This is a genomic window from Burkholderia sp. 22PA0106 (assembly GCF_047497155.1).
In the GTDB taxonomy this organism is placed as follows: Bacteria; Pseudomonadota; Gammaproteobacteria; order Burkholderiales; family Burkholderiaceae; genus Burkholderia.
Window position 1 is genome coordinate 386,656 of record NZ_CP163163.1, and the last position, 24,848, is coordinate 411,503.

The 24,848-nt window shown below is 66.4% G+C and carries 23 protein-coding genes; 7 read left to right on the forward strand and 16 right to left on the reverse strand.

The window, feature by feature from the left end; translation table 11 throughout:
• Positions 1-75: 75 nt before the first annotated feature.
• Positions 76-1,647 carry a UbiD family decarboxylase gene (locus tag AB4850_RS16635; protein ID WP_414444129.1) on the reverse strand — a complete coding sequence of 524 codons (1,572 nt, stop codon included), beginning with the start codon at positions 1,645-1,647 and terminating at the stop codon, positions 76-78.
• Between the two features lie 578 nt (positions 1,648-2,225).
• On the opposite strand from AB4850_RS16635, the gene AB4850_RS16640 reads away from it, so the two are divergent.
• Positions 2,226-3,350, forward strand: coding sequence for a transglycosylase SLT domain-containing protein (locus AB4850_RS16640; protein ID WP_414444130.1), 1,125 nt, complete (start codon positions 2,226-2,228; stop codon positions 3,348-3,350).
• 100 nt (positions 3,351-3,450) lie between these two features.
• Here AB4850_RS16640 and AB4850_RS16645 read toward each other — a convergent pair whose 3' ends face one another.
• From AB4850_RS16645 to ribBA, 4 genes are all read right to left on the reverse strand, one after another.
• On the reverse strand, positions 3,451-4,644 hold the full coding sequence (locus AB4850_RS16645; RefSeq protein ID WP_414444131.1) for a pyridoxal phosphate-dependent aminotransferase: 1,194 nt from the start codon (positions 4,642-4,644) through the stop codon (positions 3,451-3,453).
• 77 nt (positions 4,645-4,721) lie between these two features.
• Entirely contained in the window at positions 4,722-5,153 is a 432-nt protein-coding gene (nusB, locus tag AB4850_RS16650) for a transcription antitermination factor NusB (RefSeq protein WP_414444132.1), read from the reverse strand.
• Positions 5,150-5,662, reverse strand: a complete 513-nt coding sequence (ribH, locus tag AB4850_RS16655; RefSeq protein ID WP_414444133.1) for a 6,7-dimethyl-8-ribityllumazine synthase — start codon at positions 5,660-5,662, stop codon at positions 5,150-5,152. The genes nusB and ribH overlap by 4 nt, the downstream gene beginning before the upstream one ends.
• Positions 5,663-5,723: 61 nt before the next feature.
• Positions 5,724-6,851: a bifunctional 3,4-dihydroxy-2-butanone-4-phosphate synthase/GTP cyclohydrolase II gene (ribBA, locus tag AB4850_RS16660; RefSeq protein WP_414444134.1), complete on the reverse strand. Its 1,128-nt coding sequence runs from the start codon at positions 6,849-6,851 to the stop codon at positions 5,724-5,726.
• A gap of 290 nt (positions 6,852-7,141) precedes the next feature.
• On the opposite strand from ribBA, the gene AB4850_RS16665 reads away from it, so the two are divergent.
• Complete coding sequence (locus tag AB4850_RS16665) at positions 7,142-7,786, forward strand: LysE family translocator (RefSeq protein WP_414444135.1); 645 nt, start codon at positions 7,142-7,144, stop codon at positions 7,784-7,786.
• A gap of 37 nt (positions 7,787-7,823) precedes the next feature.
• On the opposite strand, the gene tatA is transcribed toward AB4850_RS16665, so the two are convergent.
• The gene (tatA, locus tag AB4850_RS16670; protein WP_414444136.1) at positions 7,824-8,057 is read right to left on the reverse strand and encodes a Sec-independent protein translocase subunit TatA; all 234 of its coding nucleotides are present in this window, start codon (positions 8,055-8,057) and stop codon (positions 7,824-7,826) included.
• Between the two features lie 276 nt (positions 8,058-8,333).
• On the opposite strand from tatA, the gene AB4850_RS16675 reads away from it, so the two are divergent.
• On the forward strand, positions 8,334-9,590 hold the full coding sequence (locus tag AB4850_RS16675) for a cupin domain-containing protein (protein ID WP_414444137.1): 1,257 nt from the start codon (positions 8,334-8,336) through the stop codon (positions 9,588-9,590).
• Between the two features lie 121 nt (positions 9,591-9,711).
• Entirely contained in the window at positions 9,712-11,016 is a 1,305-nt protein-coding gene (locus AB4850_RS16680) for an Nramp family divalent metal transporter (protein ID WP_414444138.1), read from the forward strand.
• On the opposite strand, the gene AB4850_RS16685 is transcribed toward AB4850_RS16680, so the two are convergent.
• Both AB4850_RS16685 and AB4850_RS16690 read right to left on the reverse strand, forming a co-directional pair.
• On the reverse strand, positions 10,903-12,039 hold the full coding sequence (locus tag AB4850_RS16685) for a LysR family transcriptional regulator (protein ID WP_414444139.1): 1,137 nt from the start codon (positions 12,037-12,039) through the stop codon (positions 10,903-10,905). The genes AB4850_RS16680 and AB4850_RS16685 overlap by 114 nt on opposite strands.
• 351 nt (positions 12,040-12,390) lie before the next feature.
• On the reverse strand, positions 12,391-13,689 hold the full coding sequence (locus AB4850_RS16690) for a transglycosylase SLT domain-containing protein (RefSeq protein WP_414444140.1): 1,299 nt from the start codon (positions 13,687-13,689) through the stop codon (positions 12,391-12,393).
• Between the two features lie 565 nt (positions 13,690-14,254).
• Between AB4850_RS16690 and AB4850_RS16695 the strand changes: the two genes are divergently transcribed.
• Positions 14,255-14,620 carry a hypothetical protein gene (locus AB4850_RS16695; RefSeq protein WP_414444141.1) on the forward strand — a complete coding sequence of 122 codons (366 nt, stop codon included), beginning with the start codon at positions 14,255-14,257 and terminating at the stop codon, positions 14,618-14,620.
• Here AB4850_RS16695 and AB4850_RS16700 read toward each other — a convergent pair.
• Both AB4850_RS16700 and AB4850_RS16705 read right to left on the reverse strand, forming a co-directional pair.
• Complete coding sequence (locus AB4850_RS16700) at positions 14,603-15,367, reverse strand: peptidoglycan recognition family protein (RefSeq protein WP_414444142.1); 765 nt, start codon at positions 15,365-15,367, stop codon at positions 14,603-14,605. The genes AB4850_RS16695 and AB4850_RS16700 overlap by 18 nt on opposite strands.
• Before the next feature lie 2 nt (positions 15,368-15,369).
• A complete protein-coding gene (locus tag AB4850_RS16705) occupies positions 15,370-15,960 on the reverse strand; it encodes a hypothetical protein (RefSeq protein ID WP_414444143.1) in 591 nt (196 codons plus the stop codon).
• Positions 15,961-16,492: 532 nt separating this feature from the next.
• On the opposite strand from AB4850_RS16705, the gene AB4850_RS16710 reads away from it, so the two are divergent.
• Positions 16,493-16,960, forward strand: a complete 468-nt coding sequence (locus AB4850_RS16710; protein WP_414444144.1) for a hypothetical protein — start codon at positions 16,493-16,495, stop codon at positions 16,958-16,960.
• A gap of 67 nt (positions 16,961-17,027) precedes the next feature.
• Here AB4850_RS16710 and AB4850_RS16715 read toward each other — a convergent pair whose 3' ends face one another.
• From AB4850_RS16715 to AB4850_RS16730, 4 genes are all read right to left on the reverse strand, one after another.
• Positions 17,028-17,669 (reverse strand): riboflavin synthase, encoded by a 642-nt coding sequence (locus tag AB4850_RS16715; protein ID WP_414444145.1) that lies wholly within the window; start codon positions 17,667-17,669, stop codon positions 17,028-17,030.
• A gap of 22 nt (positions 17,670-17,691) precedes the next feature.
• Entirely contained in the window at positions 17,692-18,810 is a 1,119-nt protein-coding gene (ribD, locus tag AB4850_RS16720) for a bifunctional diaminohydroxyphosphoribosylaminopyrimidine deaminase/5-amino-6-(5-phosphoribosylamino)uracil reductase RibD (protein ID WP_414444146.1), read from the reverse strand.
• A 21-nt stretch (positions 18,811-18,831) separates the two neighbouring features.
• Positions 18,832-20,115 carry a glutamate-1-semialdehyde 2,1-aminomutase gene (gene hemL / locus AB4850_RS16725; protein WP_414444147.1) on the reverse strand — a complete coding sequence of 428 codons (1,284 nt, stop codon included), beginning with the start codon at positions 20,113-20,115 and terminating at the stop codon, positions 18,832-18,834.
• Positions 20,116-20,245: 130 nt separating this feature from the next.
• Entirely contained in the window at positions 20,246-20,707 is a 462-nt protein-coding gene (locus AB4850_RS16730) for a hypothetical protein (RefSeq protein WP_414444148.1), read from the reverse strand.
• A gap of 239 nt (positions 20,708-20,946) precedes the next feature.
• Between AB4850_RS16730 and AB4850_RS16735 the strand changes: the two genes are divergently transcribed.
• Positions 20,947-22,161 carry a Bcr/CflA family multidrug efflux MFS transporter gene (locus tag AB4850_RS16735; protein ID WP_414444149.1) on the forward strand — a complete coding sequence of 405 codons (1,215 nt, stop codon included), beginning with the start codon at positions 20,947-20,949 and terminating at the stop codon, positions 22,159-22,161.
• 98 nt (positions 22,162-22,259) lie between these two features.
• Here AB4850_RS16735 and AB4850_RS16740 read toward each other — a convergent pair whose 3' ends face one another.
• Both AB4850_RS16740 and pgl read right to left on the reverse strand, forming a co-directional pair.
• Entirely contained in the window at positions 22,260-24,176 is a 1,917-nt protein-coding gene (locus AB4850_RS16740) for a bifunctional transcriptional regulator/glucokinase (RefSeq protein ID WP_414444150.1), read from the reverse strand.
• A complete protein-coding gene (gene pgl / locus AB4850_RS16745) occupies positions 24,154-24,834 on the reverse strand; it encodes a 6-phosphogluconolactonase (protein ID WP_414444151.1) in 681 nt (226 codons plus the stop codon). Before pgl ends, AB4850_RS16740 begins: the two co-directional genes overlap by 23 nt.
• Positions 24,835-24,848 lie beyond the last annotated feature (14 nt).

Sequence of the window (24,848 nt, forward strand, 5' to 3'; positions counted from 1 at the left end):
GTGCGTGGGCGGATTGGTATGCAAACGTAACGCGGTGGGCGGCGCGGCCTTGGCCGCGCGCCGCCCACCGGGCGATCAGCCCAGGCCGATCTCGGTCCAGAGCGTGTCGACGCGCGCCTTGACGGCGGCGTCCATCTCGATCGTGCGGCCCCATTCGCGCTGGGTTTCGCCGGGCCACTTGTTGGTGGCGTCGATGCCCATCTTCGAGCCGAGGCCGGCGACGGGCGAGGCGAAGTCGAGGTAATCGATCGGCGTGTTGTCGACCAGCACGGTGTCGCGCACCGGATCGACGCGCGTCGTGATCGCCCAGATCACTTCCTTCCAGTCGCGGATATCGACGTCCTCGTCCACCACCACGATGAACTTCGTATACATGAACTGCCGCAGGAAGCTCCAGACGCCGAACATCACGCGTTTCGCGTGGCCGGCGTAGCTCTTCTTCATCTGCACGATCGCCATCCGGTAGCTGCATCCCTCGGGCGGCAGATAGAAATCGGTGATCTCGGAGAACTGCTTCTGCAACAGCGGCACGAACACTTCGTTGAGCGCGACGCCGAGCACGGCCGGCTCGTCGGGCGGCTTGCCGGTGTAGGTCGAGTGATAGATGGCATCGCGTCGCATCGTGATGCGCTCGACGGTGAACACGGGGAACCACTCCTGCTCGTTGTAATAGCCGGTGTGATCGCCGTACGGGCCTTCGAGCGCGTGCTCGTAGGCGGCCGCGCCGCGCACGCCGGTCGGGCGCGGCGGTGCGCCGGCCGGCGCCGCGTCGGGCTCGCCCTGTTGCGGGTAGATGAAGCCTTCCAGCACGATCTCGGCGCGGGCGGGCACCTGCAGCGTGTCGACGCCGGGCGTCAGGCACTTCGCCAGTTCGGTGCGCGCGCCGCGCAGCAGGCCGGCGAATTGATATTCGGACAGCGAATCGGGCACCGGCGTGACGGCGCCAAGCATGGTGGCCGGGTCCGCGCCGAGCACGACCGCGACCGGGTAGGGCTTGCCGGGGTTGGCCAGCGCGAACTCGCGGAAATCGAGCGCGCCGCCGCGATGGGCGAGCCAGCGCATGATCAGTTTGTTGCGTCCGATCAACTGCTGGCGATAAATGCCGAGGTTCTGGCGCGTCTTGTTCGGGCCACGCGTGACGGTCAGCCCCCACGTCAGCAGCGGGCCGGCGTCGCCGGGCCAGCAGGTCTGGATCGGCAGCTTCGCCAGATCGACATCATTGCCTTCCCAGACGATTTCCTGGCACGGCGGCGACGACACGGTTTTCGGCGCCATGTCCCACACGGCCTTGGCCAGCGACAGCAGCTTGCCGGCGTCGGCGAGGCGCTTGGGGGGCTCCGGCTCCTTCAGCGCGGACAGCAGGTGGCCGATGTCGCGCAGCGAGGTGAGGGCCGAGCCGTCGTCGGCGCGGTCCGCATCCACCCCCATGCCGAGCGCCACGCGGCGCGGCGTGCCGAACAGGTTGCCGATCACCGGAAACCGGTAGCCGGTCGGTGAGTCGAACCGCAGCGCCGGGCCGCCGACACGCAATACCCGGTCGCACAGCTCGGTCATTTCGAGGACGGGCGAGACGCTCTGGCTGACCCGCCGCAGCTCGCCCAAGCCTTCGAGGCGTTCGGTAAAATCTCGTAAGTCTTTGTATTTCATCGGAATATTGGCATCGACCGCACGCGGCGGCGGGGTGCATTGACGGCGCGGCGCGCCGAAAAACGAGCCCCGATTCTACCCGGGCGACCGTTTTATCGAGCGCGAACCGCAAATTTGTTAAGCGCCCGTGAAACCCAGACAGCGCGCGGCTTTTCGATCCGCGACGTAACAAATCATTACTTTTTGTTATGATTTGCGGACTTTATAGTGTTGACGATCTATAAAACCCTCCCTAGAATCCGCTCACATTGTTCGCCGGACCCCCTGGCAGACAGCCAGTCCGCTCCGGTCTACCCGACGCTCCGCGTCGCCGTCCGCCGCGATGAAACGGCATGTGACGGTTGTTTTTCGTCCTAGCCAGCGCCTTAGCGACGCTGGTTTTTTGCGTGGAAGCCACCGCGCGTCACCTTGCCCGCCGGGCATTGTTCTCGTGACCGCCCTGGCCCCCGAACGGTACTCATACCGTTTCTCCGACGTCGCAGCCCCATCTGGGCCCGCGGTGTCCTGATTCCGCGGTTTCGCGTCCTTCTCGCTTCGAGTCGAGCGAGCCGCACGAGTCATGTTCATGGGAGATCTGAATGAACGCTTGGTTATCGTGGCGTCCCAACGAACGGCACGCGCAGTTGCTGCGCGACGTGCTGCGTCGCGGGACGCGTGTCAGTCACCACCTTTTCAGCATCGTCGGCGGTTGCGCCGTGCTCGTCGCGTTGGCGCTCTGGATGTTGCCGAACGCGCGCGGCACCCTGGCCGCCAAGCTGATGCCCGTGCTGTCGGCCGCCGTCAAGGCCGGCCCCGCGCGGCTGCTGTCCGGGCACCCGCTGCCCGCCTTCGGCCCCGGCAATGCCGATACCGATGACGATATCGATACCGACGGCCAGGTGTCGCCGGTGTCCTACCAGCCCGCCACGGCGGATCTGGGCGCCAGCGACGCGGCCGCCCTGGCCACCGCGGAAGCCGTGCGCAACGGCCAGTCGCCGGTCACGCTGGCGAAGCTGATCCCGATCCAGCGCGTCGCCGCCGATGCCCGCAGCGATCGCATCTACAGCAGCCGCGAGCAGGCGCTCGTCGCCACCTATCTCGCGCGTCGCTATCACGTCGCCCAGGAGGCGGTCGGCCGGCTCGTGACGGCCGCGTTCGACACCGGCCGCGATGTCGGCCTCGATCCCTTGCTGCTGCTGTCGGTGATGGCGATCGAATCGGGCTTCAACCCGTACGCCGAAAGCGGCGCCGGCGCCCAGGGCCTGATGCAGGTGATGTCGAAGATCCATTCCGACAAGTTCGAATACGCGGGCGGCACCGACGCGGCGCTGCGCCCCGTGGTCAACCTGCAGGTCGGCGCGCTGGTGTTGAAGGACTGCATCGCCCGCGGCGGCTCGCTGCAGGGCGGCCTGCGCCTCTACAACGGCGTGACCGGCCCGGACGACGGCGGCTACAGCGCCAAGGTGCTCGGCGAACGCGCCCGCCTGCGCGATGTGTCGCGCGGCCGCAATGTGTCGATCTACGCGCCGCTGCTGTCGACGCCGGTCACGACGACGGCCTCCACCGCGGCCCCGAAGCGCGTGCAAGCCACGCTCGACGGCGCGCACCCGCTCACGATCAAGGCCGGCGCACCGGCCGAACCGAAGCCGGCCGCACCGCCGCAAGCCGACGCCAGCGCCGAGACGGGCGTGAAGCACGATGGCTCGTCGGAAGTCGGAACCTGATCGCGGGTTGCCGCAGTCATGAAAAACGGGGCGCTGTCGAGCGCCCCGTTTTACTTTGTCCCGCCAATTGCAACTTTCTGTTTCGCCGGGTCGGTGGCGTTCAGCCGCCGAACAGCGTCCGCAATCGCGCGACGGCTTCCTCGATCCGCCCGTAGGCGGTGGCATACGAGAGCCGGATATAGTTGCGCGGCGCATGCGAACCGAAATCCATCCCCGGCACCAGCACCACGCCCGCGTCCTGCAGCATCGCATCGACGAGCTTCGCGCTGTCGCTGGCGGCCGGATGCGCCACCTTGCCGCAGCGTGCGTATACATAGAACGCGCCGTCCGGCTTCACGGGCACTTCGAAACCTAGCGATTCGAGCGCCGGCACGATGTAGTCGCGGCGGCGCATGAATTCGAGGCGGCGCGTTTCGTAGATGGCCAGCGTATCGGCCTCGAAGCAGGCCAGCGCCGCGTGCTGGGCCAGCGCCGAGGCGCAGATGAACAGGTTCTGCGCCAGTTTCTCGAACACGCCGACCAGCGCCGGCGGCACCACCAGCCAGCCGAGCCGCCAGCCTGTCATGTTGAAGTACTTCGAGAAGCTGTTGACGGTGATCGCGTCGTCGCTGAACGACAGCGCCGAGACGGGCGGGCCGTCGTAGCTGAGGCCCTGGTAGATCTCGTCGATGATCGCGAAGCCGCCGTGCTCGCGTACGGCGCCGAGAATCCGGCCGAGTTCGTCGGGCGCGAGCGAGGTGCCGGTCGGGTTCGACGGCGAGGCGAGCAGCACGCCGCGCGTGCGGTCGCCCCAGCGTTCGCGCACGTCGTCGGCGGTGAGCTGGAAGCGCGCTTCGGGGCCACTCGGCACCAGCACCGGCCGGCCTTCGGCGGCGGCCACGAAGTGGCGGTTGCACGGGTACGACGGGTCCGGCATCAGCACTTCGTCGTCACGGCCGACCAGCGCCAGGCAGGCCAGCAGCAGCGCGGCAGACGCGCCGGCCGTCACGACGATGCGCTCGGGCGCGATCGTCAGGCCGTAGGTGCGCAGGTAGTGCGCGGCAATCGCCTCGCGCAGCGGCGCGATGCCGAGCGCGCTGGTGTATTGCGTCACGCCGCGCCGCATCGCGGCGGCGGCCGCTTCGATCACTGGCTCCGGCGCCGTGAAATCCGGCTCGCCGATGCTCATGTGGATCACGTCGCGGCCCGCTTGTTCGAGCAGCGCGGCCTGCTTGACGACTTCCATCACATGGAACGGCTGGATCGCGTCGACGCGCGACGCCAGCCGGATCAGCGATTCGGCGGCAGTATTCATGGCGGAGAAAACCAGAAGTGGAAAAGAGGGCGGGCGCCGTAGCGCCCGCGGGAGTGCCTTTCGGCGGATATCAATTATCAGCGGCGCGCGACGGCTTCGTCCGGGCGCAGCTTGACGGCCAGCTTGTCGAGTACGCCATTGACGTACTTGTAGCCGTCCGAGCCGCCGAACGTCTTGGTCAACTCCACGGCCTCGTTGATGATGACGCGGTACGGCGTTTCGATCTGATGCTTCAGCTCGAACGTCGCGGCCAGCAGCACCGCGCGTTCGACGGGCGACAGTTGCTCGATCGGGCGATCGAGATTCGGCGTCAGCGCGGCGGCGAGATCCACGTGTTCGCGGATCACGCCGTACAGGATGGTTTCAAGCAGTTCGCGGTCGGCCTTGTCGTAACCCTGCGCGCCGCGCAACTGCGCGTCGATCTCGCCGGTGGACGCGTTCGACAGCAGCCATTGATACAGGCCCTGCGTCGCCAGTTCGCGCGATTGTCGGCGTGCACTCTTCTTCATTCGTTTTCCTCTTCTTCGTCTTCGTCCTCTTCTTCCTCGTCGTCGCTCAATTGGTCGAGCGTCATCGTGAGGTTGGCCATCTCGACGGCCGTGCGGGCCGCGTCGCGGCCTTTTTCGGTCATGCGGGCGATGGCCTGCTCGTCGTTCTCGGTGGTCAGCACGGCGTTGGCGATCGGCGTGTTGAAATCGAGCGCGATGCGCGAGATGCCGGCGCCGCTTTCGTTCGAGACGAGTTCGAAGTGGTAGGTTTCGCCGCGGATCACGGCGCCGAGCGCGATCAGCGCATCGAATTGGTTGCTTTCGGCCAGCTTTTGCAGCGCCAGCGGGATTTCGAGCGCACCGGGCACGGTGACCAGCAGCACGTCTTCGCCGGTCACGCCGAGGCGTTCGAGCTCCTCGACGCACGCATCGGCCAGGCCGTTGCAGACGGGCTCGTTGAAGCGCGACTGCACGATGCCGATGCGCAGGCCTTCACCCTCGTGATTCGGTTGGTATTGTCCGATTTCCATGTTCATTCCGTGGTTGGGTTCAGCGTGGTTGGGAGCGGCGGGTCAGTCGGTTGCGTGGAACTCAGACCTCGGACGCCGCGCCGCCAGGCATCGGCACGAAGCCCGTCACTTCGAGACCCCAGCCCGACATGCTGCCGAGCTTGCGCGGGTTCGCGAGCACCTGCATCTTGCCGACGCCGACGTCGCGCAGAATTTGCGCGCCGATGCCGAACGTCTTGAAATCGACCGGGCGGCGCTTGAGCACCGCGGCCTTTTCTTCCTCGTCGAACGCGCGGAACACGTCGACGAGATGCTCCTTGTTGTCGCCGCAATTGAGCAGCACCACCGCGCCGAGGTCGCGCGCGGCGATTTCCTTCATCGCGGCGTCGAGCGTCCACGAGTGCGTGGAGGTGCTCGTTTCGAGCAGGTCGAGCACCGACAGCGGCTCGTGCACGCGCACCGGCGTGTCGACGTCGGGCGAGGGCGTGCCGCGCACCAGCGCGATGTGCGGCGAGCCGGTGGGCTTGTCGCGGTACAGCACGGCCTGGAACGCGCCGTGGGCCGTTTGCATGGTGCGCTCGGCCACGCGCTCGACGATCGATTCGGTGCGGCTGCGGTAATGGATCAGGTCGGCGATCGTGCCGATCAGGATGCCATGCTGCTCGCCGAACGCGATCAGGTCGGGCAGGCGCGCCATCGAGCCGTCGTCCTTGATCACTTCGCAGATCACGGCGGCCGGCGTGAGGCCCGCGAGCGCCGTCAGGTCGCAACCGGCTTCGGTATGGCCGGCGCGCACCAGCACGCCGCCCGGTTGCGCCATGATCGGGAACACGTGGCCCGGCTGGACGATCTGGTCGGCGCGCGTGTCGCGTGCGACGGCCGTGGCGATGGTATGCGAACGGTCCGCCGCCGAGATGCCGGTGGTGACGCCTTCGGCCGCCTCGATGCTGACCGTGAACGCGGTGCCGTACTGCGTGCCGTTGCGGTAGGTCATCAGCGGCAGGTTCAGGTGCTTGCAGCGTTCCTGCGTCAGCGTCAGGCAGATCAGGCCGCGGCCGTAGCGGGCCATGAAGTTGATCGCTTCCGGCGTGACGAAATCGGCGGCGAGGATCAGGTCGCCTTCGTTTTCGCGGTCTTCCTCGTCGACGAGGATCACCATGCGGCCGGCTTTCAGCTCGGCGATGATGTCGGGCGTGGAGGCGAGCTTCATATCGGAAAAAGGGAGTCCGCTGGGGAAAAGCGCTATTTTACGTCACGGCGGGCCGGCTGCCTTGGAAATCGGGCCGCGTGGGGTCGCGTGACGGGCCGCGCGTGAGGCCGCTGATGGGGCCACGGCGCCGGCCGGCCCGCGCACCGGCTTTCGTGGGCCGCGCGAGCGCGGTGTCGGGCGGCGGCGCGCGTCCCGCGCCGGCGTGGCATGATCGGCGCTGGCGGCCTTGCCGGCCCGTCGCGGCTGTTCCGGCCCCACCATTCCCGCCCATTCGCCTTCCGGAGATGTCGATGTCCGCCCACACCTGGCTGCTGTTCGCCTTCGCCTATCTGCTGACCACGCTGACGCCCGGCCCGAACGTGCTGCTCGTGATCCGCAACACGGTGCGTCACGGCGCGCGCGGCACGGTCGTGTCGATCGCCGGCAACCTGTTCGTGCAACTGGTGGTGGTGTCGCTGGTGGCGCTCGGCGTCGGCGCGATCCTGGCCGCCATGCCGCCGCTGTTCATCGCGCTGAAGCTGGCCGGGGCGGCCTATCTGATCTTCATCGGCATCCGGCAATGGCGCGACGCCGGGCGCCCCGTGGCCGCCGGCGCCGATGCGGGCGGCGCGCCGGGCACGGCCGTGCCGGTCAGCCGCTGGCGGCTGCTGCGCGAATCGATGATCGTGGCCGGCAGCAACCCGAAGACGATGATCTTCCTGTCCGCGTTCATGCCGCAGTTCGTCGATCATCAATGCTCGCTGCCGCTGCAGTTCACCGAGATGTACCTGACCATCGCGCTGACGGTGCTGGTGGTGCACGCGATCTATTCGACCGGCGTGCGCCATCTGCACGGGCGCCTGCGCGCGAGCCGCGCGGTGGCGGCGATGCGGCGCACGACCGGCCTCGTGTTTGTCGGCTTCGGCGTGGAACTGCTGACGGCGAAGCAGCCGTGATGCATCTCGTGATGCGCCTGGCGCCTGCGCGCCGCGTTCAGGATTGCGCGACCGGGCGCTTCGCCTGAACGTCCAGCGCGGCGTCGTTCGAGACGGCCGCCTGCGCGAGCGCCTCGGGTGCGGCCGCCGCTTCGTCTTCCTTGATCCCCTCCTTGAAGCCCTTGATCGCGCCGCCCAGATCGGTGCCGAGGCTGCGCAGTTTCTTCGTTCCGAACACCAGCGACACGATCGCCAGGACGATCAGCCAATGCGTCATGCTGAGGCTACCCATGTTCACACTCCTTGCGTTTGCTTCCGTTTGAATTGAACCGCGCGTTGCACCGGTTCGAACACCGGCGCATGCGCAAATCCTAGGTGCGATCGGCGCGGCGATCCATCAAACCTGCTTATGCACTCGCCAAGAATTCCTGATTGTTCATCCTGAGCTTGCGTCCCTAGTATTGGCGTCACGGAGCAGACAGCAAGGTTCCGATCGATCGACAGCGCCGCGTGCCAAGCGCCGCGAGAGCCGATCCTCATCAGGAAAAGATATTCAGGAGAACAGAGCATGACCGATATGAAACGTCGCAGTGTGCTGGTCGGCGCGGCAGCAGGGGCCGTCGCGATGGGTGCCGCGGTGGCCGCCAAGGCCGCCGAATTCGGCAACCCCGACACGCCGCCGCAAGGCGCGATCAACTCCACGCCGGCCGCGCTGTCCGAGCCCGGCCCGCAGAATCCGCAACTGCGCGACGTGCTGCCGTCGTTCAACAATCCGCCCGCGACCGACGTCGGCGGCATGCCGATTCCGTGGGCCTCGTTCAACCTCGCCCACAAGCGTATCCAGGCCGGCGGCTGGGCGCGCGAAGTGACCACCAAGGCGTTCCCGATCTCGAAGGACATCGCCGGCGTGAACATGCGCCTCGGGCCGGGCGGCGTGCGCGAACTGCATTGGCACCAGCAGGCCGAGTGGGCGATCATGGTCAGCGGCCAGGTGCGCGTGACCACCATCGACACCAAGGGCCGCGCCGAAGTGGCCGACGTGGCGGCCGGCGACATCTGGTATTTCCCGCCGGGCCTGCCGCACTCGCTGCAGGGCCTGGGCGACAACGGCGGCGAATTCGTGCTGGCCTTCGATAACGGCTCGTCGGGCGAATTCAACACGTTGATGGTGTCCGACTGGTTCGCCCACACGCCGCCGGACATCCTCGCGCAGAACTTCGGCGTGCCGGCCGAGAAGTTCAAGGAGATCCCGCTCGAACAGCTGTGGATCTATCAAGGCGCGAAGGCCGGCCCGCTCGCCGCCGATCAGGCCTACTGCGCATCGCCGGCCGGTCGCCCCGATCATCCGTTCATCTTCCGCATGGGCGCGATGGCGCCGACGATCTCGAATGCCGGCGGCGAAGTGCGCATCGTCGACAGCCGCAACTTCCCGGTGTCGAAGACGGTGGCCGCGGCGCTCGTGACGGTCAAGCCGGGCGGCCTGCGCGAAATGCACTGGCACCCGGACAACGACGAATGGCAGTACTTCATCAAGGGCTCGGCGCGCATGACGGTGTTCAACACCGGGCCGGCCGCGCAAACGGTGGACTTCAACCCGGGCGATGTGGGTTACGTCGAGAAAAATCTCGGCCACTACATCAAGAACACCGGCAAGGAAGACCTGGTGTTCCTCGAGATCTTCAAGTCGGATCACTTCTCGGAGATCACGCTGTCGCAATGGCTGGCGAACGTGCCGAGACAGTTGCTGCGCGAGCATCTGCGCGTCGATGACGAGACGCTCGATGCGATCCACCGCCTGAAGGACCGGCGCGACGTGCTCGCCTGAGGTGACGTGCGCGTGCGCGCAGGCTCGACGCCTGCCGCACGACGCGCGGCTGCCCGCTTCCTCGTTGTTTGTCGTTATCGAAATCCAGCACATTCGCAAGAATTCGCAAGAGGCTCTCACCATGCCGATGGCACTCAAACGCACCGCCAGCCAGGCCTTGTCCGGCACGACGACCGCCGACGCCGTCTCGGCGATGCGCGACACGCTCGACAACGAACGGCGCGGCCTGCGCGCGCTGCTGCCGTTCGCGGGGCCGGCGGTGATCGCCTCGGTCGGCTATATGGACCCGGGCAACTTCGCCACCAATATCCAGGCCGGCTCCACCTATGGCTATGACCTGCTGTGGGTGGTGATGCTGTCGTCGCTGGTGGCGATGCTGTTCCAGGCGATGTCCGCCAAGCTCGGCATCGTGACCGGCCGCAGCCTGGCCGAAGTGTGCCGCGACGAATTCCCGAAGCCGCTCGTGATCGCCATGTGGATCGGCTCCGAGATCGCCGCGATCGCCACCGACCTGGCCGAATTCATGGGCGCGGCGATGGGCATCTCGCTGCTGTTTCATCTCGCGCTGGCCTGGGGGCTGCTGATCACCGGCATCGTGACGGTGGGCATCCTGTCGCTCGACAAGAAGGGCTTTCGCCCGCTCGAACTGGTGATCGGCGCGTTCATCGCCGTGATCGGCCTCAGCTATCTGGGCGAGCTGTTCATCGCGCCGCCCGATTGGCATGCGGCGATCTTTCATACCTTCGTGCCGCAACTGCACGGCAGCCAGGCACTGATGCTGGCCGTGGGAATCGTCGGCGCGACCATCATGCCGCACACGATTTATCTGCACTCCGGATTGACGCAGAACCGCGCGCCGGCACGCAACGACTATCAACGCCGCCGCCTGGTGCGCTTCTCGAATCGCGAGGTATTGATCGCGCTGGGCTTGGCCGGGTTCGTGAACATGGCGATGGTGGCGATGTCCGCATCGGTGTTCAGCAAGAGCGCGCCCGGCATTGCCGACATCGCGGCGGCGTATCACACGCTGACGCCCGTGCTCGGCGCCGGTGCCGGCGTGCTGTTTCTCGTTTCGCTGCTGGCCTCGGGCATCTCCAGCTCGGTGGTGGGCACCATGGCCGGGCAGAACATCATGCAGGGCTTCGTGGGCTTTCGCACGCCGGTCATGGTGCGTCGCCTGATCACCATCGTGCCGGCCGTGATCGTGTGCCTGACCTGCGACCCGATGCACGCGATGATCGACAGCCAGATCGTGCTCAGCATCGTGTTGCCGGTGCCGCTGATCGCCCTCGTGGTGCTGTCGTCGCGTCGTTCAGTGATGGGCAGTTTTGCCGCGAGCCGCAAGATTGTCGTCGTGGCGGGCTTCGCCACCGCCGTGATTCTCGCCTTGAATATCGCCCTGGTCTGGCAGGCTGTCGTCGCGTAACAGGGCGCGGGTGCGCAGCGCGACGTCGAGGCTCGCCGTACTCGCGACGGGCCGCGCCGGCCCCGAAGCATAAGCGGAGCGTCGAAGCGCCATGTCAGCCTGCACCTTGTCGATCCCCGTGATGTGTTCGAGCCGCGCGCTGCCTTCGGTCAGAAGGAATTCGCGGAAATGGACGGCCGCCGGCGGCAGATGGCGGTCGGCGCGATGGACCACGCACCAGTTGCGCTTGCGCGGAAAGCCTTGCACGTCGAGCACCGCGAGCAGGCCGGCGCGCAGTTCGGATTGAACCGTCTGCTTCGGCAGCAGGCTGATGCCCATGCCGGCCATCACCGATTGCTTGATTGCCTCGGCGCAGCCGATCTCCATGAAGCGCGGGGCGTACGGTTGGCCGCGAAAGCTGTCGTCGGCGGCGCTGCGCGTGTCGGTGCCGCTTTCGCGCACCAGCAGGCACTCCTGAGCGATGCGCGAGCGGGCGATGTCGCGCACGCCGGCCAGCGGATGATCGGGCGTCGCCACCAGCACGAACGGATTCGGCGCGAACGGCTCGGCGACGATGGCGGCGTCGTCCGGCGCCTGCACCATCACCGCGAGATCGAGACTATCGCTGCGCAACTGGGCGACCAACTGGTCGCGGCTGCGCACCGACATGTCGAGATCGACGCCGGGCTTCTGCTGCATGAAGGCGCCGATCAGCTGCGGGAAGAAGTAGCTGCACGAGGTGATCAGGCCGACGCGCAGGCGCTGCGCGCTGCCCGTCTTCAGGGTGGCGAACGATTGCTCGGCGGCTTTCAGATCGGCGAGGATCGCGAGGCTGTGACGCAGCATCAGCTCGCCGGCATCGGTCAGCGCGATGCGCTTGCCGACATGGCTGAACAGCGACACGCCGGCGTGATCCTCCATCTGCTTGATCTGCATCGAGACGGCGGGCTGCGTCAGATGCAGATCTTCGGCCGCACGCGAAAAGCTCAAATTGCGCGCAACGCTTTCGAAAGTCTTGAGTTGGCGAATTGTTATGTTTTTCATATGAAGCCGTGTCTCCTATTGGGGAACGTGTTTCATGCCTCTTTGAATGATGCCGGGGCAGCTGCACCGAAGTGTAATCCCGCTGCGGAATTTCGGCTTGCAGGGGAACACCCGCGCTTGCGATGAGCGGGATGACATGCAGGTCTGAGAAATCACGAGAAAACGCCGGGGAAAATGGTGTTTTTGCGATTCCGGGATGGTGGGGGAAGCAATGCGAAACTGCGCGACACAATAGTTGGCAATGCTGACGATTGCCAATGATTATATGAAATGAAAATGCAGAAATGACGATGTCGGACGGTTGAAAGTACAACGCAAGGACGCTGGAGAAGCGGCCTTGCGTCGTGCGTCTTACTTTGTCATGTAGAACAGTGCGTCGGCGGCTGCCTTGCGCGAGGCGGCGGTGTCGGCCGGCGTGGGAGGGGTTGCTGCTGCGGGGGCGGCTTTCGAGGGAGCGCTGGTGGCCGTGTTCGCCGCTTCGATGGCGGGCGCAGCCGGCGTTGCGGGGGCAGCGGGCGCCGGCGTCGTATCGGCCACGGCGCGTGTGGCTGGTGCCGTCGACGGCACCGACAGGTACCACAGCGCGCTGGTGGACGCCTTGCGCGCGGCGGCCGGATCGACGGCGGCCGGGCTCTTGCCGGCCACGGCGGTGGCGGCGGCTGCCGCCGTGGCGGTGGGTGCCGCGGGCGCGCCGGCCTGCAACGGCGGCGTGCCGGGCTTACCCGGCTTGGTGGCGTCGCCGGCTGCCGAACGCTGCGCGATTGCTTCGGCCGGGCCGATCTGGAACACCAGCTTCGATTCGAGCGACGCGATCACCGCGTAGGGCGGCTGCGCTTCCCAGCGCAGGACCACGCGGCCGCGCGGCGTATCCGCGAAGATCGCCGGAATGCGCTTCATGTCGGCGAACTGCACGTAGATCTTCGCGCCGTCGTCGAACACCTGAACCGGCTTGGCGTCGTCCGCGCCGGTGACGGCCCAGCCGAAGTTGTAGGCGCCGGGCGCGGATGCCGCGATCACGGCGGTGGCCGGGCCGCCGGGGCTTCCCGGCCTGCGCGCGGCGGCCGCCGCTGCCGCCGCGCCCTGCGGCGCAACCTTGACCTGCTGGACGTTGAGGCTCGCGAACGGGTTGTAGGTTTGCGGCGGCGTGAACGAGGGCGGGAGGATGGGCATGGACGCGTCCTGCGTGCTGGAGATGGATTGCGCGGTGTCGTACACCTTCTGCGCGTAGGCGAGCCGCTTGTCCGGCGAGCTCGCATTGTAGGCACCGACGGCATTCCAGGTCGGGCCGTATTGCCGGATGTTCTGCGAGAGGATCCACGCGCCGACGTAGGCGTTGGTGCACGGATCGAGCAGGCTCTGCTCGGTGATGCCTTCACGCGCCAGCCGTGGCAGCCACGAGCTGTTGATCTGCATCAGACCGATATCGGTCGTGCCGTTGCTGTTGGTGTTGATGACGTTGGTGCGCGTGCCCGATTCGACCTGCGCGATGGCGCGCATCAGGCCGACGCTGACGTGTTCGAACGCGGCGGCGTCGTCGATGCAGTCCGCGCGGGCGACGCCGTGCATCGCGATCAGGAGCGCGGCGAACGCGCTGCCCCGAAACGCGAGGCCGCCGATCGGCACCCGTTTCTGGTGCTGCTGGATTCCCATGATTCGTAACCGTATGCGTTGACTGCTTGTTATATCGGCCGGAACCGCCTTGGCGTTGCCTCGGAAGCGGTGATCAGGACGGCCGCCGCCCGCGCTGCCGATGGCGCGCGGGGCGGACGGATTGCGTCCGGGAAGGCGCCGGCCCGAGCGCCCGAGGCCCGTATTCTAATGACAGATTGTTGAGACGAGGGAAATGGCGGGGGAGAGGTGAAGAGCTTGTCCTGGGACCGAGGCAGCGATAAGGCCAGCAAAGAAACTGATTCATCGCTACCTGACGCATCAATGCCGCTGCTCGCGGCGATGCGTCTGCGTCGATATTGCACATGGGACTGCTCGGTCCTGTTCAGCCTTGCCCCCAATCATGGTGACGGACTACCATCGGGATGCGTCGCTTTCCGGCACGACGGCAATGTTGGCAAGCTGGCCGATGCCAAAGCTGCACCCGCCGGCAATCATAAGCACGCAGTGATATTCAAAAGCGTCCAATGAAATTCCTCATTGCCATTTATACGTGGCCGACAACGTAGCTGCCGAAGCTCTCCAACCGCACTGAATCAACCGGAATATGCGTTTTTTCAAATTTGGCTTTATCGCCATTGTCACGGGTGCGCTCTTGCTGATTCTCATGGCATTTCGGATACCAGGCGCGCCGGCATCGCAGCCGTGCAGCGATGCATGGTTCAACGACATCGAGGCGCATTATTTCTCGACGGAGCGTGAAAACAGTTTCGGAGATCGAATCGGTCTGGACTACGCCGCCGGCGACGGCTCGGCATGGTTCGATTACATCGAAGCAAAGGCGGGTGCGCAGCACCCGCCTCTTGGCACGGACAAAGATGCTAGGTGCCGATTGATTCAGGATCGCCTGGCATCTCGCACCTACATCATTAACGACCTAACCGGGTGGGTGCTCTCATTTGTTCGGCGCTGACAACCCCAGTTGCGACCGCATCGACTTCACGATAGTCATGCCAAGATCGCCGGGGCATGCTCGCCCGTTGCCGTTGGTGAGCATCTGATATTCGCGGTGGCCGCCCAGGCGCGTGATATTGAAAAACTCCTTGAGTACTTCCGACAAGGTACCTAGCGCCTTGACCTGCGGCTCCGTTGGCTTGTCGTGATTGATGACCAATCTGTCAACGAGGATCTGCGGCAACGCTTTTATCCGCTGCCCTAGCGACATGTCCTTGTATTCCTGTTCATAAGCCTCGCCCGCCTTTACAAGATCCGCCAAAAGAACGATGCCGACCTTTCCGGTATTTCCGCCACTGACGTGTTCGCCGACGTATCGGATATCTCGACCTTCATAGATCACGCCCTGGCAGGAAATGGCGTAGTGGTAGCCTATGTCATCGAACGGTATCGATCGCCTCATGTCGTCGCGCTGCGCGCGTTGTATTTCCGTCATCGATGGAGCGCCACACGAATAGCTCCGACCGGCGTGGTGAATCACTATATCTTGATAATCCCAATGACTTTCTCGCATGGCGGCGCGCGGTGCCTCCGCGTGCCAGCTTGACCGTTCGATGAGCTTATGGCCTTTGCGCGCGAGCGTCGTGATAATTGCCTGCCGCGTTGCTGCACGGTCATTAACAGGGATCGAGATAGCGTTGTTCTTGCCGCCTTCCAGTACGATTGGTGCCGATGTCCAGTGTTCAATGTTGTAGTCCGCGGCCACGACTAGGCTCCTTGGCGAGGTTTCAGATCGCGCTTTGGCGACGAAAAAAAGACGTGGATGCTTACTGACTGTTCGCCATTGGTCACGACCTTCGCGTGACCCTGCCCGTCGGTCTTTCCAGATCGCTGGATACCCCCTACGTCAGCCACGAAATCGCGATTGGCCAACGGCTTCCCGGTCGCGCTATCCCGCACGATAAACCGGGCCACGTACCGAGCCTTATCTAATGCGGACGAGGTGGCGGCGACGCCGCTGCTCATGCGAGCAGGGGGAGTAGTCGATCGCGCGACTTCTTCGGCGTTGAAACTCATCGTCATGCCACGCACGGCGTAAAAGACAGGTGCAGGCTCACAACCACACACGTTGATGTCGCCACTCAGCGCCCACGGCTTTCCATTGGACGCCGTACCGGGCCAGCGCGGCCCTTTCGGCGCGACGATCCCTTCCTGTTTGCACGCAGTGCAATATGTCTTCATGTAGAGCGTGGCGATTTGCACGGACGGAGGTGGATTCGAGCAACTGCAGTCCGGCAACCCCTCGATGATCACGGCATTACCGGCACGGTCACCTTTCGCAAGGAAATATCGGATCATTTGCCCTCCGTCAGCGAACCCGGGTCGAGCGCTCGACTACTGCGAAGACAATGGACAACGCCACGCCTTCTCGCTAGCGCTCGTCTATGATGATGTTGGTGTGATTCGGTGTTCAGTGGACGACAGACAAGCGCGAACGATTTGCCATCGGTAATTGCGGATTCGCTCACGTCGTCTGAAATGCTGGCCCGAGGACTGTTAAACCGCCTGTTGGGATCGTAATCAACTCATCTCGTTGGGTAATCGAACCAATGGTCGCAAACAAATGCGCTGTGTTAATCGCGAAATTTGCCTTAATGTCCTGTCGCTCTTCAATATGAAGCATGCCGGAGGCTCCAAAGAATCGATTAATTTGACATGGAGACCCTGGCTCCGTCTATAAGAGCATCCCGAATTTTTTAATCTGTGAGATAGATATGTTTAGGAATTTTCTGACAATGCTGGCGTGGCAGCGCGAGGATAAAACACCTTGCAATTTGATGTGTGTCTAGTAAATCAAGGTGCAAACCGGAGATAGTCGGGTTTCGTGAAAATGAGCACGATGCTCGTAGAAATTTTGGGCCACCGAAAGGATGAAGCCGGGCAATCGAGTGCTCGGCGCGCCAATGCGTTTTTCACAGGCCATAGCGGTGAAGCGAGCCGGTTTTTGCAAGCAGGGGGCCGTGTTCTTGCAAATTCTGCCGATGTGGCTCGGGGCTGTAGCTCTATCACCCTAAACAATTATTTGCGGCTTATGCGATGGCCGCTCTCGCTTGTCTCGAATATGCAGGACGGCCTCGACCAGCGCATCAAGCAAGTTGACGTCATGGTGTGGTTTGCGCCGGGCAGGTTGGCAGCGAGCGGAATGCCGTGCCCATTGGCCTATGAATGGATGACTGCTGCTGACCCTGTGCCGGTCGGGTTCGGAGCCCTGTTTTTCCACCGGCACGGCGCGAATCGATGGGCTATCGACTGGCGCTCGCGACAAATCTTCGGCCAGCAGCATTCATGCATACGTTGACAGACACTTGCTTGCTGCCAGGCTGCGAGCCTTCTCCAACGCGTCGTGGCTGAAATGCATCTCCGACCTAATTTCGCAGCAGGGCCTTGGAGGCGTTTTGTTCCGCCCCCAACATCCGCTCCACATACCGCGCAATCATGTCGATCTCGAGATTCACCTTCACCCCCGCCTTCAGATGCCGCAACGTCGTGACCTCCACCGTATGCGGAATCAGGTTGATCGAGAATTCGCAGCCGTCCTCGCGGTCGGTCACGGCGTTGACGGTCAGGCTCACGCCGTTGACCGTGATCGAGCCCTTGTAGGCCAGATACTTGCCGAGCTCCTTCGGCGCCAGCACGCGCAGCTCGTGCGATTCGCCGACCGGCGCGAAATGCGTCACGGTGCCGAGCCCGTCCACGTGGCCCGATACGATATGGCCGCCGAGCCGGTCGTGCGCGCGCAGCGCCTTTTCCAGGTTCACTTCGCCGGCCTCGGTCAGGCCGACGGTGCGGTTCAGGCTCTCGCGCGACACGTCGACGGTGAACGTGTCGGCCGTGGTGGCGATGGCCGTCATGCAGGCGCCCTGCATCGCGATGCTGTCGCCGAGCGCGACGTCGCCAAGATCGAGGCCGCCCGCCTGCACAATCAGCCGAACGCCGGCATCGGCTTCGGTGCCGAGCGCTTCGATGGTTTCAATGCGGCCGACCGCCGCGACGATTCCGGTGAACATCGTGTGATTTCCGTGAGCAGGTTCAGTGAGCCGAAGGCGCGACGAAGCGCGCGAGAATGCGCAGGTCGTCGCCGATCCGGTCGAGGGTATGGAATTGCAGCGTGGTGCGCTGGGCCAGCGTGGCCGGCGCGACCAGGTTGAACATGCCGGCGGCGTTGTCGCCGAGCAGGGTGGGTGCGAGATAGACGAGCAATTCGTCCACGCAGCCCTCGCGCAGCAGCGAGCCGTTCAGCTTGTGGCCGGCCTCGACATGCAGCTCGTTGATGCCGCGCTTGCCGAGCATGGCCAGCATGGCGGGCAAATCGACCTTGCCGTTGACGTCGGCCAGCGGCACGACCTCGGCGCCGCGGTCGCGCAGCGCGGCCGCGCGGCCTTCGCCGGCCGCATCGAGCGCACCGCAGAAGATCAGGATCGGCGCGCCGCTCATCAGCTTCGCATCGAGCGGGATCTCGAGCCGGCTGTCGATCAGCACGCGCAGCGGCTGGCGTGGCGTATCGATGCCGCGCACGGTCAATTGCGGATCGTCCTCGCGCACGGTGCCGATGCCGGTCAGGATCGCGCAGGCGCGTGCGCGCCACGCGTGGCCGTCGGCGCGCGCGGCCTCGCCGGTGATCCATTGGCTTTCGCCGCCCGGCAGCGCGGTGCGGCCGTCGAGCGACGCGGCGCTCTTCATGCGCACCCACGGCTGGCCGCGCGTCATGCGCGACACGAAGCCGATGTTCATCTCGCGCGCTTCCTGGGACAGCAGCCCGCAGCGCACTTCGATGCCGGCGTCGCGCAGCATGCCGAGCCCCTTGCCGGACACCTGCGGGTTCGGGTCTTCCATCGCGGCGATCACCCTGCCGACGCGCGCGTCGATCAGCCCGAGCGCGCATGGCGGCGTGCGGCCGAAATGGCTGCACGGTTCGAGCGTCACGTAGACGGTCGCGCCGCGCAGGTCGTGGCCGCGCGAGCGCGCGTCCTTCATGGCCTGCACCTCGGCGTGATCCTGCCCGGCCGGCTGGGTGTGGCCTTCGCCGATCACCGCGCCGTCCTTGACGATCACGCAGCCGACGCGCGGGTTCGGCGTGGTGGTGTACATCCCGCGCGACGCCAGATCGAGCGCGCGCTGCATGTGCGCGAAATCAGTTTCCGAGAACATCGCGTCTCCGGGTCGAGAGGGTCAGGCCGCGAGCGCGGCGAACGCGCGGCGCGCGGCGGCGAGCGTCTCGTCGATCACGGCGTCGTCGTGCACGCTCGACACGAAGCCGGCCTCGTAGGCCGACGGCGCGAAATAGACGCCCTCGTCGAGCATCAGATGGAAGAAGCGGTTGAAGCGCTCGATGTTGCTCTTGGTCACGTCGGCGAAGCTGGCCGGCACGGTGTCGGTGAAATACAGGCCGAACATCGCGCCGATCGAGTCGGCCGCGAACGGCACGCCGGCCGCCTTCGCTTCGGCCGCGAGGCCGTCGGCGAGGCGCTTGGTCTGCGCCGTGAGCGCTTCGTAGAAGCCCGGCGCCTGGATCAGCTTCAGCGTCTTGAGGCCGGCGGCGACGGCGATCGGGTTGCCCGACAGCGTGCCCGCCTGGTAGACGCCGCCGAGCGGCGCGAGGTGGGCCATGATGTCGCGACGGCCGCCGAAGGCGGCAGCCGGCATGCCGCCGCCGATCACCTTGCCGAGGCAGGTCAGGTCGGCCTGGATGCCGTAATGCTGCTGCGCGCCGCCGAGCGCCACGCGGAAGCCGCACATCACTTCGTCGAAGATCAGCACGGCGCCGTGCTGGGTGCAGAGCGCGCGCAGCGCGTCGTGGAACGCCTGCGAGCCGCGCACCAGGTTCATGTTGCCGGCCACCGGCTCGACGATCACGGCGGCGATCTCGTCGCCGAACGCCGTGAAGGCCTCTTCGAGCGCGGCGACGTTGTTGTATTCGAGCACCGTGGTGTGCTTGGCGATGTCGGCCGGCACGCCCGCGGAGGTCGGGTTGCCGAACGTCAGCAGGCCGGAGCCGGCCTTGACCAGCAGGCTGTCGGCGTGGCCGTGATAGCAGCCCTCGAACTTGACGATGCGGCTGCGGCCCGTGAAGCCGCGCGCCAGACGCAGCGCGCTCATGGTGGCTTCGGTGCCGCTCGACACCATCCGCACCTGCTCGATCGACGGCACCAGCTTGCAGATTTCCTCGGCGATCTCGATTTCGGCCTCGGTCGGCGCGCCGAACGAGAAGCCGTCGGCCAGCACGGCCTGCACGGCGGCCAGCACCTCGGGGTGGACGTGGCCGACGATCATCGGGCCCCACGAGCCGATGTAGTCGATATAGCGCTTGCCGTCCGCGTCCCAGAAGTGCGCGCCCTGGGCGCGCGACACGAAGCGCGGCGTGCCGCCGACCGACCGGAAGGCGCGCACGGGCGAGTTGACGCCGCCCGGGATGGTCAGCTGGGCGCGTTCGAAGAGGGTTTGGTTGTTCGACATGGATAGGACCTGCGTAGAGAGGCGGCGGCCGGGCCGGCGCGGCAGGGCGCCGCGCTCGCGCCCAGGCGGACGAAACGATCGTCAGATTGTACCGAAGAGCGGCGGGCGTCGTCGGGCCGGTGGCCCGCCCTCAGCGCGGCAGCGGCGGCGGCCGGCGCTTGCCGGTCAGCTCGGCCCAGCGCTTTTCGAGCGCGCCTTCGGCCATCGGCTTGATCGAGGTGCCCGAGGTCTGGGCGTCCCAGGTCTGTACCGAGAACGGGCGCACCCGCAACGCGTCGCGCGCGATCACCACCTCCTGGTGGCCGTCCACCAGCCAGTCGTAGACGAAATCGATGCAGAGCCGGTAGCCGCGCCGGGTGCCGGCGTCGGGCACCTCGTACGGCGCGCGCGTCACGTAGCCGGAGCCGAACACGCCCTTCGGCTCCTGCGCGACGCGGTGCAGGAACACGCGGTCGCCGGGCAGGATGCTGCGCGAGAAGCCGCAGCCCCAGGCATCCTGCACCGCTTCGCCGGCGCGCACGCGCGCGGCGACCTCGGGCAGCTCGGGCCAGGGCCATTTTTTGGGGCTCCAGATCAGCAGGAAGGCGGTCATGTCGAGGGGCGCCGGACGAGGCGGGGTGGTGCGCGAACACGGAATCGCGAGCTTACCCGAAACGCCTGCGCCGGCGTGCCGGCAAGGCTTCCAGGGCAGCCGGCGACGGCCGGCTCGGCATCGCGATCGAGAGGGCGCGCGTACAATCGAGCGTTCACGGCGGCTGTCCCGCCGCCATGTCCACCGAGCCGGGCCGCGCGTCGCCACGCGTGAAGTTCCGGCCGCAGCCGAGAATTTCCATGTCGAATGCAATACGGCGCCGGCCCGACGCCCGGTTGATCATGCTGCTCGGCGCACTGGCCGCCTGCGGCCCGATCGGCACCGATATGTACCTGCCGAGCATGCCCGCCGTGGCCGAGAGCCTCGGCACCAGCGCCGCCGCGGTGCAGTGGACGCTGACGAGCTTCATCGCGGGCTTCTCGATCGGCATGCTGCTGTACGGGCCGCTGTCCGATTCGCTCGGCCGCCGGCCGGTGCTGCTCGGCGGCATCATGCTGTTTACCGTGGCGGGCGCGGGCTGTTTCGTGGCGCCGTCGATCGATGCGCTGATCGTGCTGCGCTTCGTGCAGGCGCTCGGCGCGGGCGCGGCCTCGGTGCTGTCGCGGGCGATCGCGCGCGACGCGCACGAGCCCGCCGACGCGGCCAAGGTGCTGTCGATGGTGGCGATCGTCACCTCGGTGGGGCCGCTGCTCGCACCGCTGATCGGCGGCCAGATCCTGCGCTTCGCGGGCTGGCGCACGATCTTCGTGGTGCTCGCGCTGTTCGGCGTGGGCTGCACGATCGCGGCGTTTCTGAAGGTGCCCGAGACCTGGCCGAAGGAGAAGCGCCACTCGTCGGCGATCTTCAGTTCGTTCGCGTCGTACGGGCGCATCCTGGCCGACCCGATTGCGTGGGGCTACATGCTGTGCGGCGGCATGGCGTTCGCGTCGCTGCTCACTTACATCACGGCCACGCCGTTCGTCTACATCGAATATTTCCACGTGTCGGCGCAGCATTACGGCCTGCTGTTCGGCATGAACATCCTCGGCGTGATGATCGGCAACTTCATCAATACGCGGCTCGTGGCGCGGGTCGGCTCGCTGCGCTTGATCGCGGCGGCCTCGCTGGTCAGTGCCGTGGCGTCGTTGTGCGTGGCGTTCTTCGCGCTGACCGGCATCGGCGGGCTGTGGTCGATCGTGGCCGGCCTGTTCTTCGTGGTGGGGGTGATCGGGCTGCTGTCGGCGAACTGCTCGACCGACCTGATGGTGCGCTATCCGCACAACGCGGGCGCGGCGGCCGCGCTGTTCGGCGCGATGCAGCTCGGGCTCGGCGCCGTGGCGAGCGCGGTGGTGGGCTTGCTCGCCGACGGGACGCCGTTTGGCATGGGCGTGACGATCGCGATCACCGGTGCGCTGTGCTTCGTCGGGCGGCGGCTCGTGTTGCGCTGGCACGGTCGGCCGGTGCGCGGCGACTGATCGCCGGCATTCGGCGTGGCAACGAAAAAGGGCTGGCGCCTTCGGGCGCCAGCCCTTTTTGCATGCGGCGGCGGTCAGGCCGCCACCGTCGCTGTCGCTCAGTCGCGCGCGGCGGCCGGCGCCACGCCGTGACTCAGCCAGTCGAGCACGTCGGACGATTCGTCGTCGCCCGCGCGCGCCTTGGCCTGCGTCACCGCCTGGTTCAGCTCGGCATTCGGCGCGGCGCGGCGAATCGCGACGCCCACCGCCAGGATGTCGATCATGACCAGATGCAGGATGCGCGAGATCATCGACAACTGCGATTCGCGCATCTCGATGTGATCGGTTTCGAGCGCCACGGTCGCGCGCTTGGCGAGCGGCGTGTTGCTGGAGGTGATCGCGATCACCTTCGCGCCGGCCTGCATCGCGACGTCGAGCACGCGCATCAGCTCGGGCGCGCGGCCCGACTTCGACACCGCCACGATCACGTCGCCCTTGCCGAGCAGCGCCGCCGACGCGGCCTGCATGTACAGGTCGCCGTAGGCGATGGTCGGGATGCCGAAGCGGAAGAACTTGTAGTGCGCGTCCTGCGCGACGATGTTCGAGTTGCCGAGCCCGTAGAACTCGATGCGACGCGCGCTGTTGAGGATCTCGATCGCCTTCTCGACGTGCTCGAAATTCAGATGCTCGCGCAACTGCAGGATCGCGGACACCGTGTTGTCGAGCACCTTCGCGCCGAAATCGGTGGCCGTGTCGCCCAGATGCACCTGGCTGTGGCTCATCGGGATCGTGCCGGTCAGGCCGGTGGCCAGCTTCAGCTTGAAGTCGGACAGGCCCTGGCAGCCGAGCGAGCGGCAGAAGCGGATCACGGTCGGCTGGCTGACGTCGGCCTTGCGGGCGATGTCGATGATCGGATCGTTGATGATCGAGCGCGGATGGTTCAGCGCGAGATCGGCCACGCGGCGTTCGGCCGGCGTGAGCGCGTCGCGCATCTGGCGAATCCGCTCGAACACGGCCGAGGACGCGCCGCCGGAGCGGTTCGACAGTTGCTCGGCCAGGATCGCCGAGACGCCGAGGAACGCCGGGTAATCGGCCGTGATCAGGTAGGTCGGAATGTTCGCGCAGTAATCGGAGAAGCGGCCCTTGGATTCGAAGCGCTCGCGAAAGCGCGACTTCAGGAACAGGTCGCCGAGCTTGAGCACCACGCCGCCGCCCACGTACACGCCGCCGAGCGCGCCCAGCGTGACCGCCAGGTTGCCGGCGAACGTGCCGAGGATCGCGCAGAACACGTCCACCGCCTCGAGCGCGAGCGCATCGCCTTCATGCGCGCGATCGACGATCTCGGGCGTGCTGACGCCGGCCGCCACGCGCTTCTTGTCGCGGGCCGCCAGCGCGCGATAGATGACCTCGATGCCCGGCCCGGCGCACACGCGCTCGAACGACACATGCGGCCACTTCTTGCGCGCGTACTGCATGACCAGATCCTCGCGCTCGTCCATCGGCGCGAAGCTGGCGTGGCCGCCTTCGCTGCCGAGCGCGATCCAGCGGTCGTCGGCCGGAATCAGCCCCGACAGGCCGAGGCCGGTGCCCGGCCCCATCAGGCCGATCACGCTGTTCTGGCGGCGCGCGCCGCCGCCGACCTGCTGACGCTGCGCGTCGGTCAGGCCCGGCAGCGCCATCGCGAGCGCGGTGAAATCGTTGACCACCAGCAGCGTGTCGAAGCCGAGCGCGCGGCGCGTGGCCTCGATCGAGAAGCTCCAGTCGTGGTTGGTCATCTGCACCTGGTCGCCATCGACCGGGTTGGCGATGGCGATCGCGGCGTGGTTGACGCGGCCGATCTTGACGTCCTTCAGATACTTGCGGATCGCGTCGGTCAGCGTCGGGTAATCGGCGCCCGGATACACGCGGATCTGCGTGATTTCGCCGGGGCCGACTTCGAGCGCGAAGCGCGCGTTCGTGCCGCCCACGTCGGCGAGCAGGCGCGGGCCGTCGGCGTGCTGGCCGGCAAGCGGCTTAGTTTGCGCACCAGTAGACATCGAGCTGGGTCCCCTTGTCGTTGGCCAGTTGGGAAATCGCGTTGCGTTGCGGCGCGGCGGTGGCGGCTTCGAGCACCTCGCGCTTGCGCGCGCCCGAGATCAGCAGGAACAGCCGGTCGACGCGGCGCAGCGCGTCGAGCGACAGGCTCACGCGCGGGTGCGGCGCGGCGCCCGGATGCACGGCGACGTAGCGCGCCGGCGTGGTGATCGCCTGCTCCCATTCGGGGGCGTCGGCGAAGATCGAGGCGGTGTGGCCGTCCTCGCCCATGCCGAGCACGGCGACGTTCGGCAGCGCGTACGCCGGGTTCGCGTTCAGCGCGGCGACGTGGGCATCGAGCGTGGCGGCGGTGTCGACGATCGGCAGGAAGCGCGCGCCGGCGGCCGCGTTTTGCAGCAGCGTGTCACGCACCAGTCGGGCGTTGCTGGCGCCGTCGGCGTCGGCCACCCAGCGGTCGTCGACCAGGGTGACATCGACGTGGCGCCAGTCGAGCGCGTAGTGCGACAGCGTCTGCAGGAACGGGCGCGGGCTGGTGCCGCCCGAGACGGCGAGCGTTGCCCGCGCGTGCTCGGCGAGCGGCGCTTGCAGCGCCGCGCCGACCGCCCGTGCAAGTGCATCGCACTGGGCTTGCGGGCTTTCGAAAGCGTGAAGCTCGATCACTTCTCCTCCAGGCT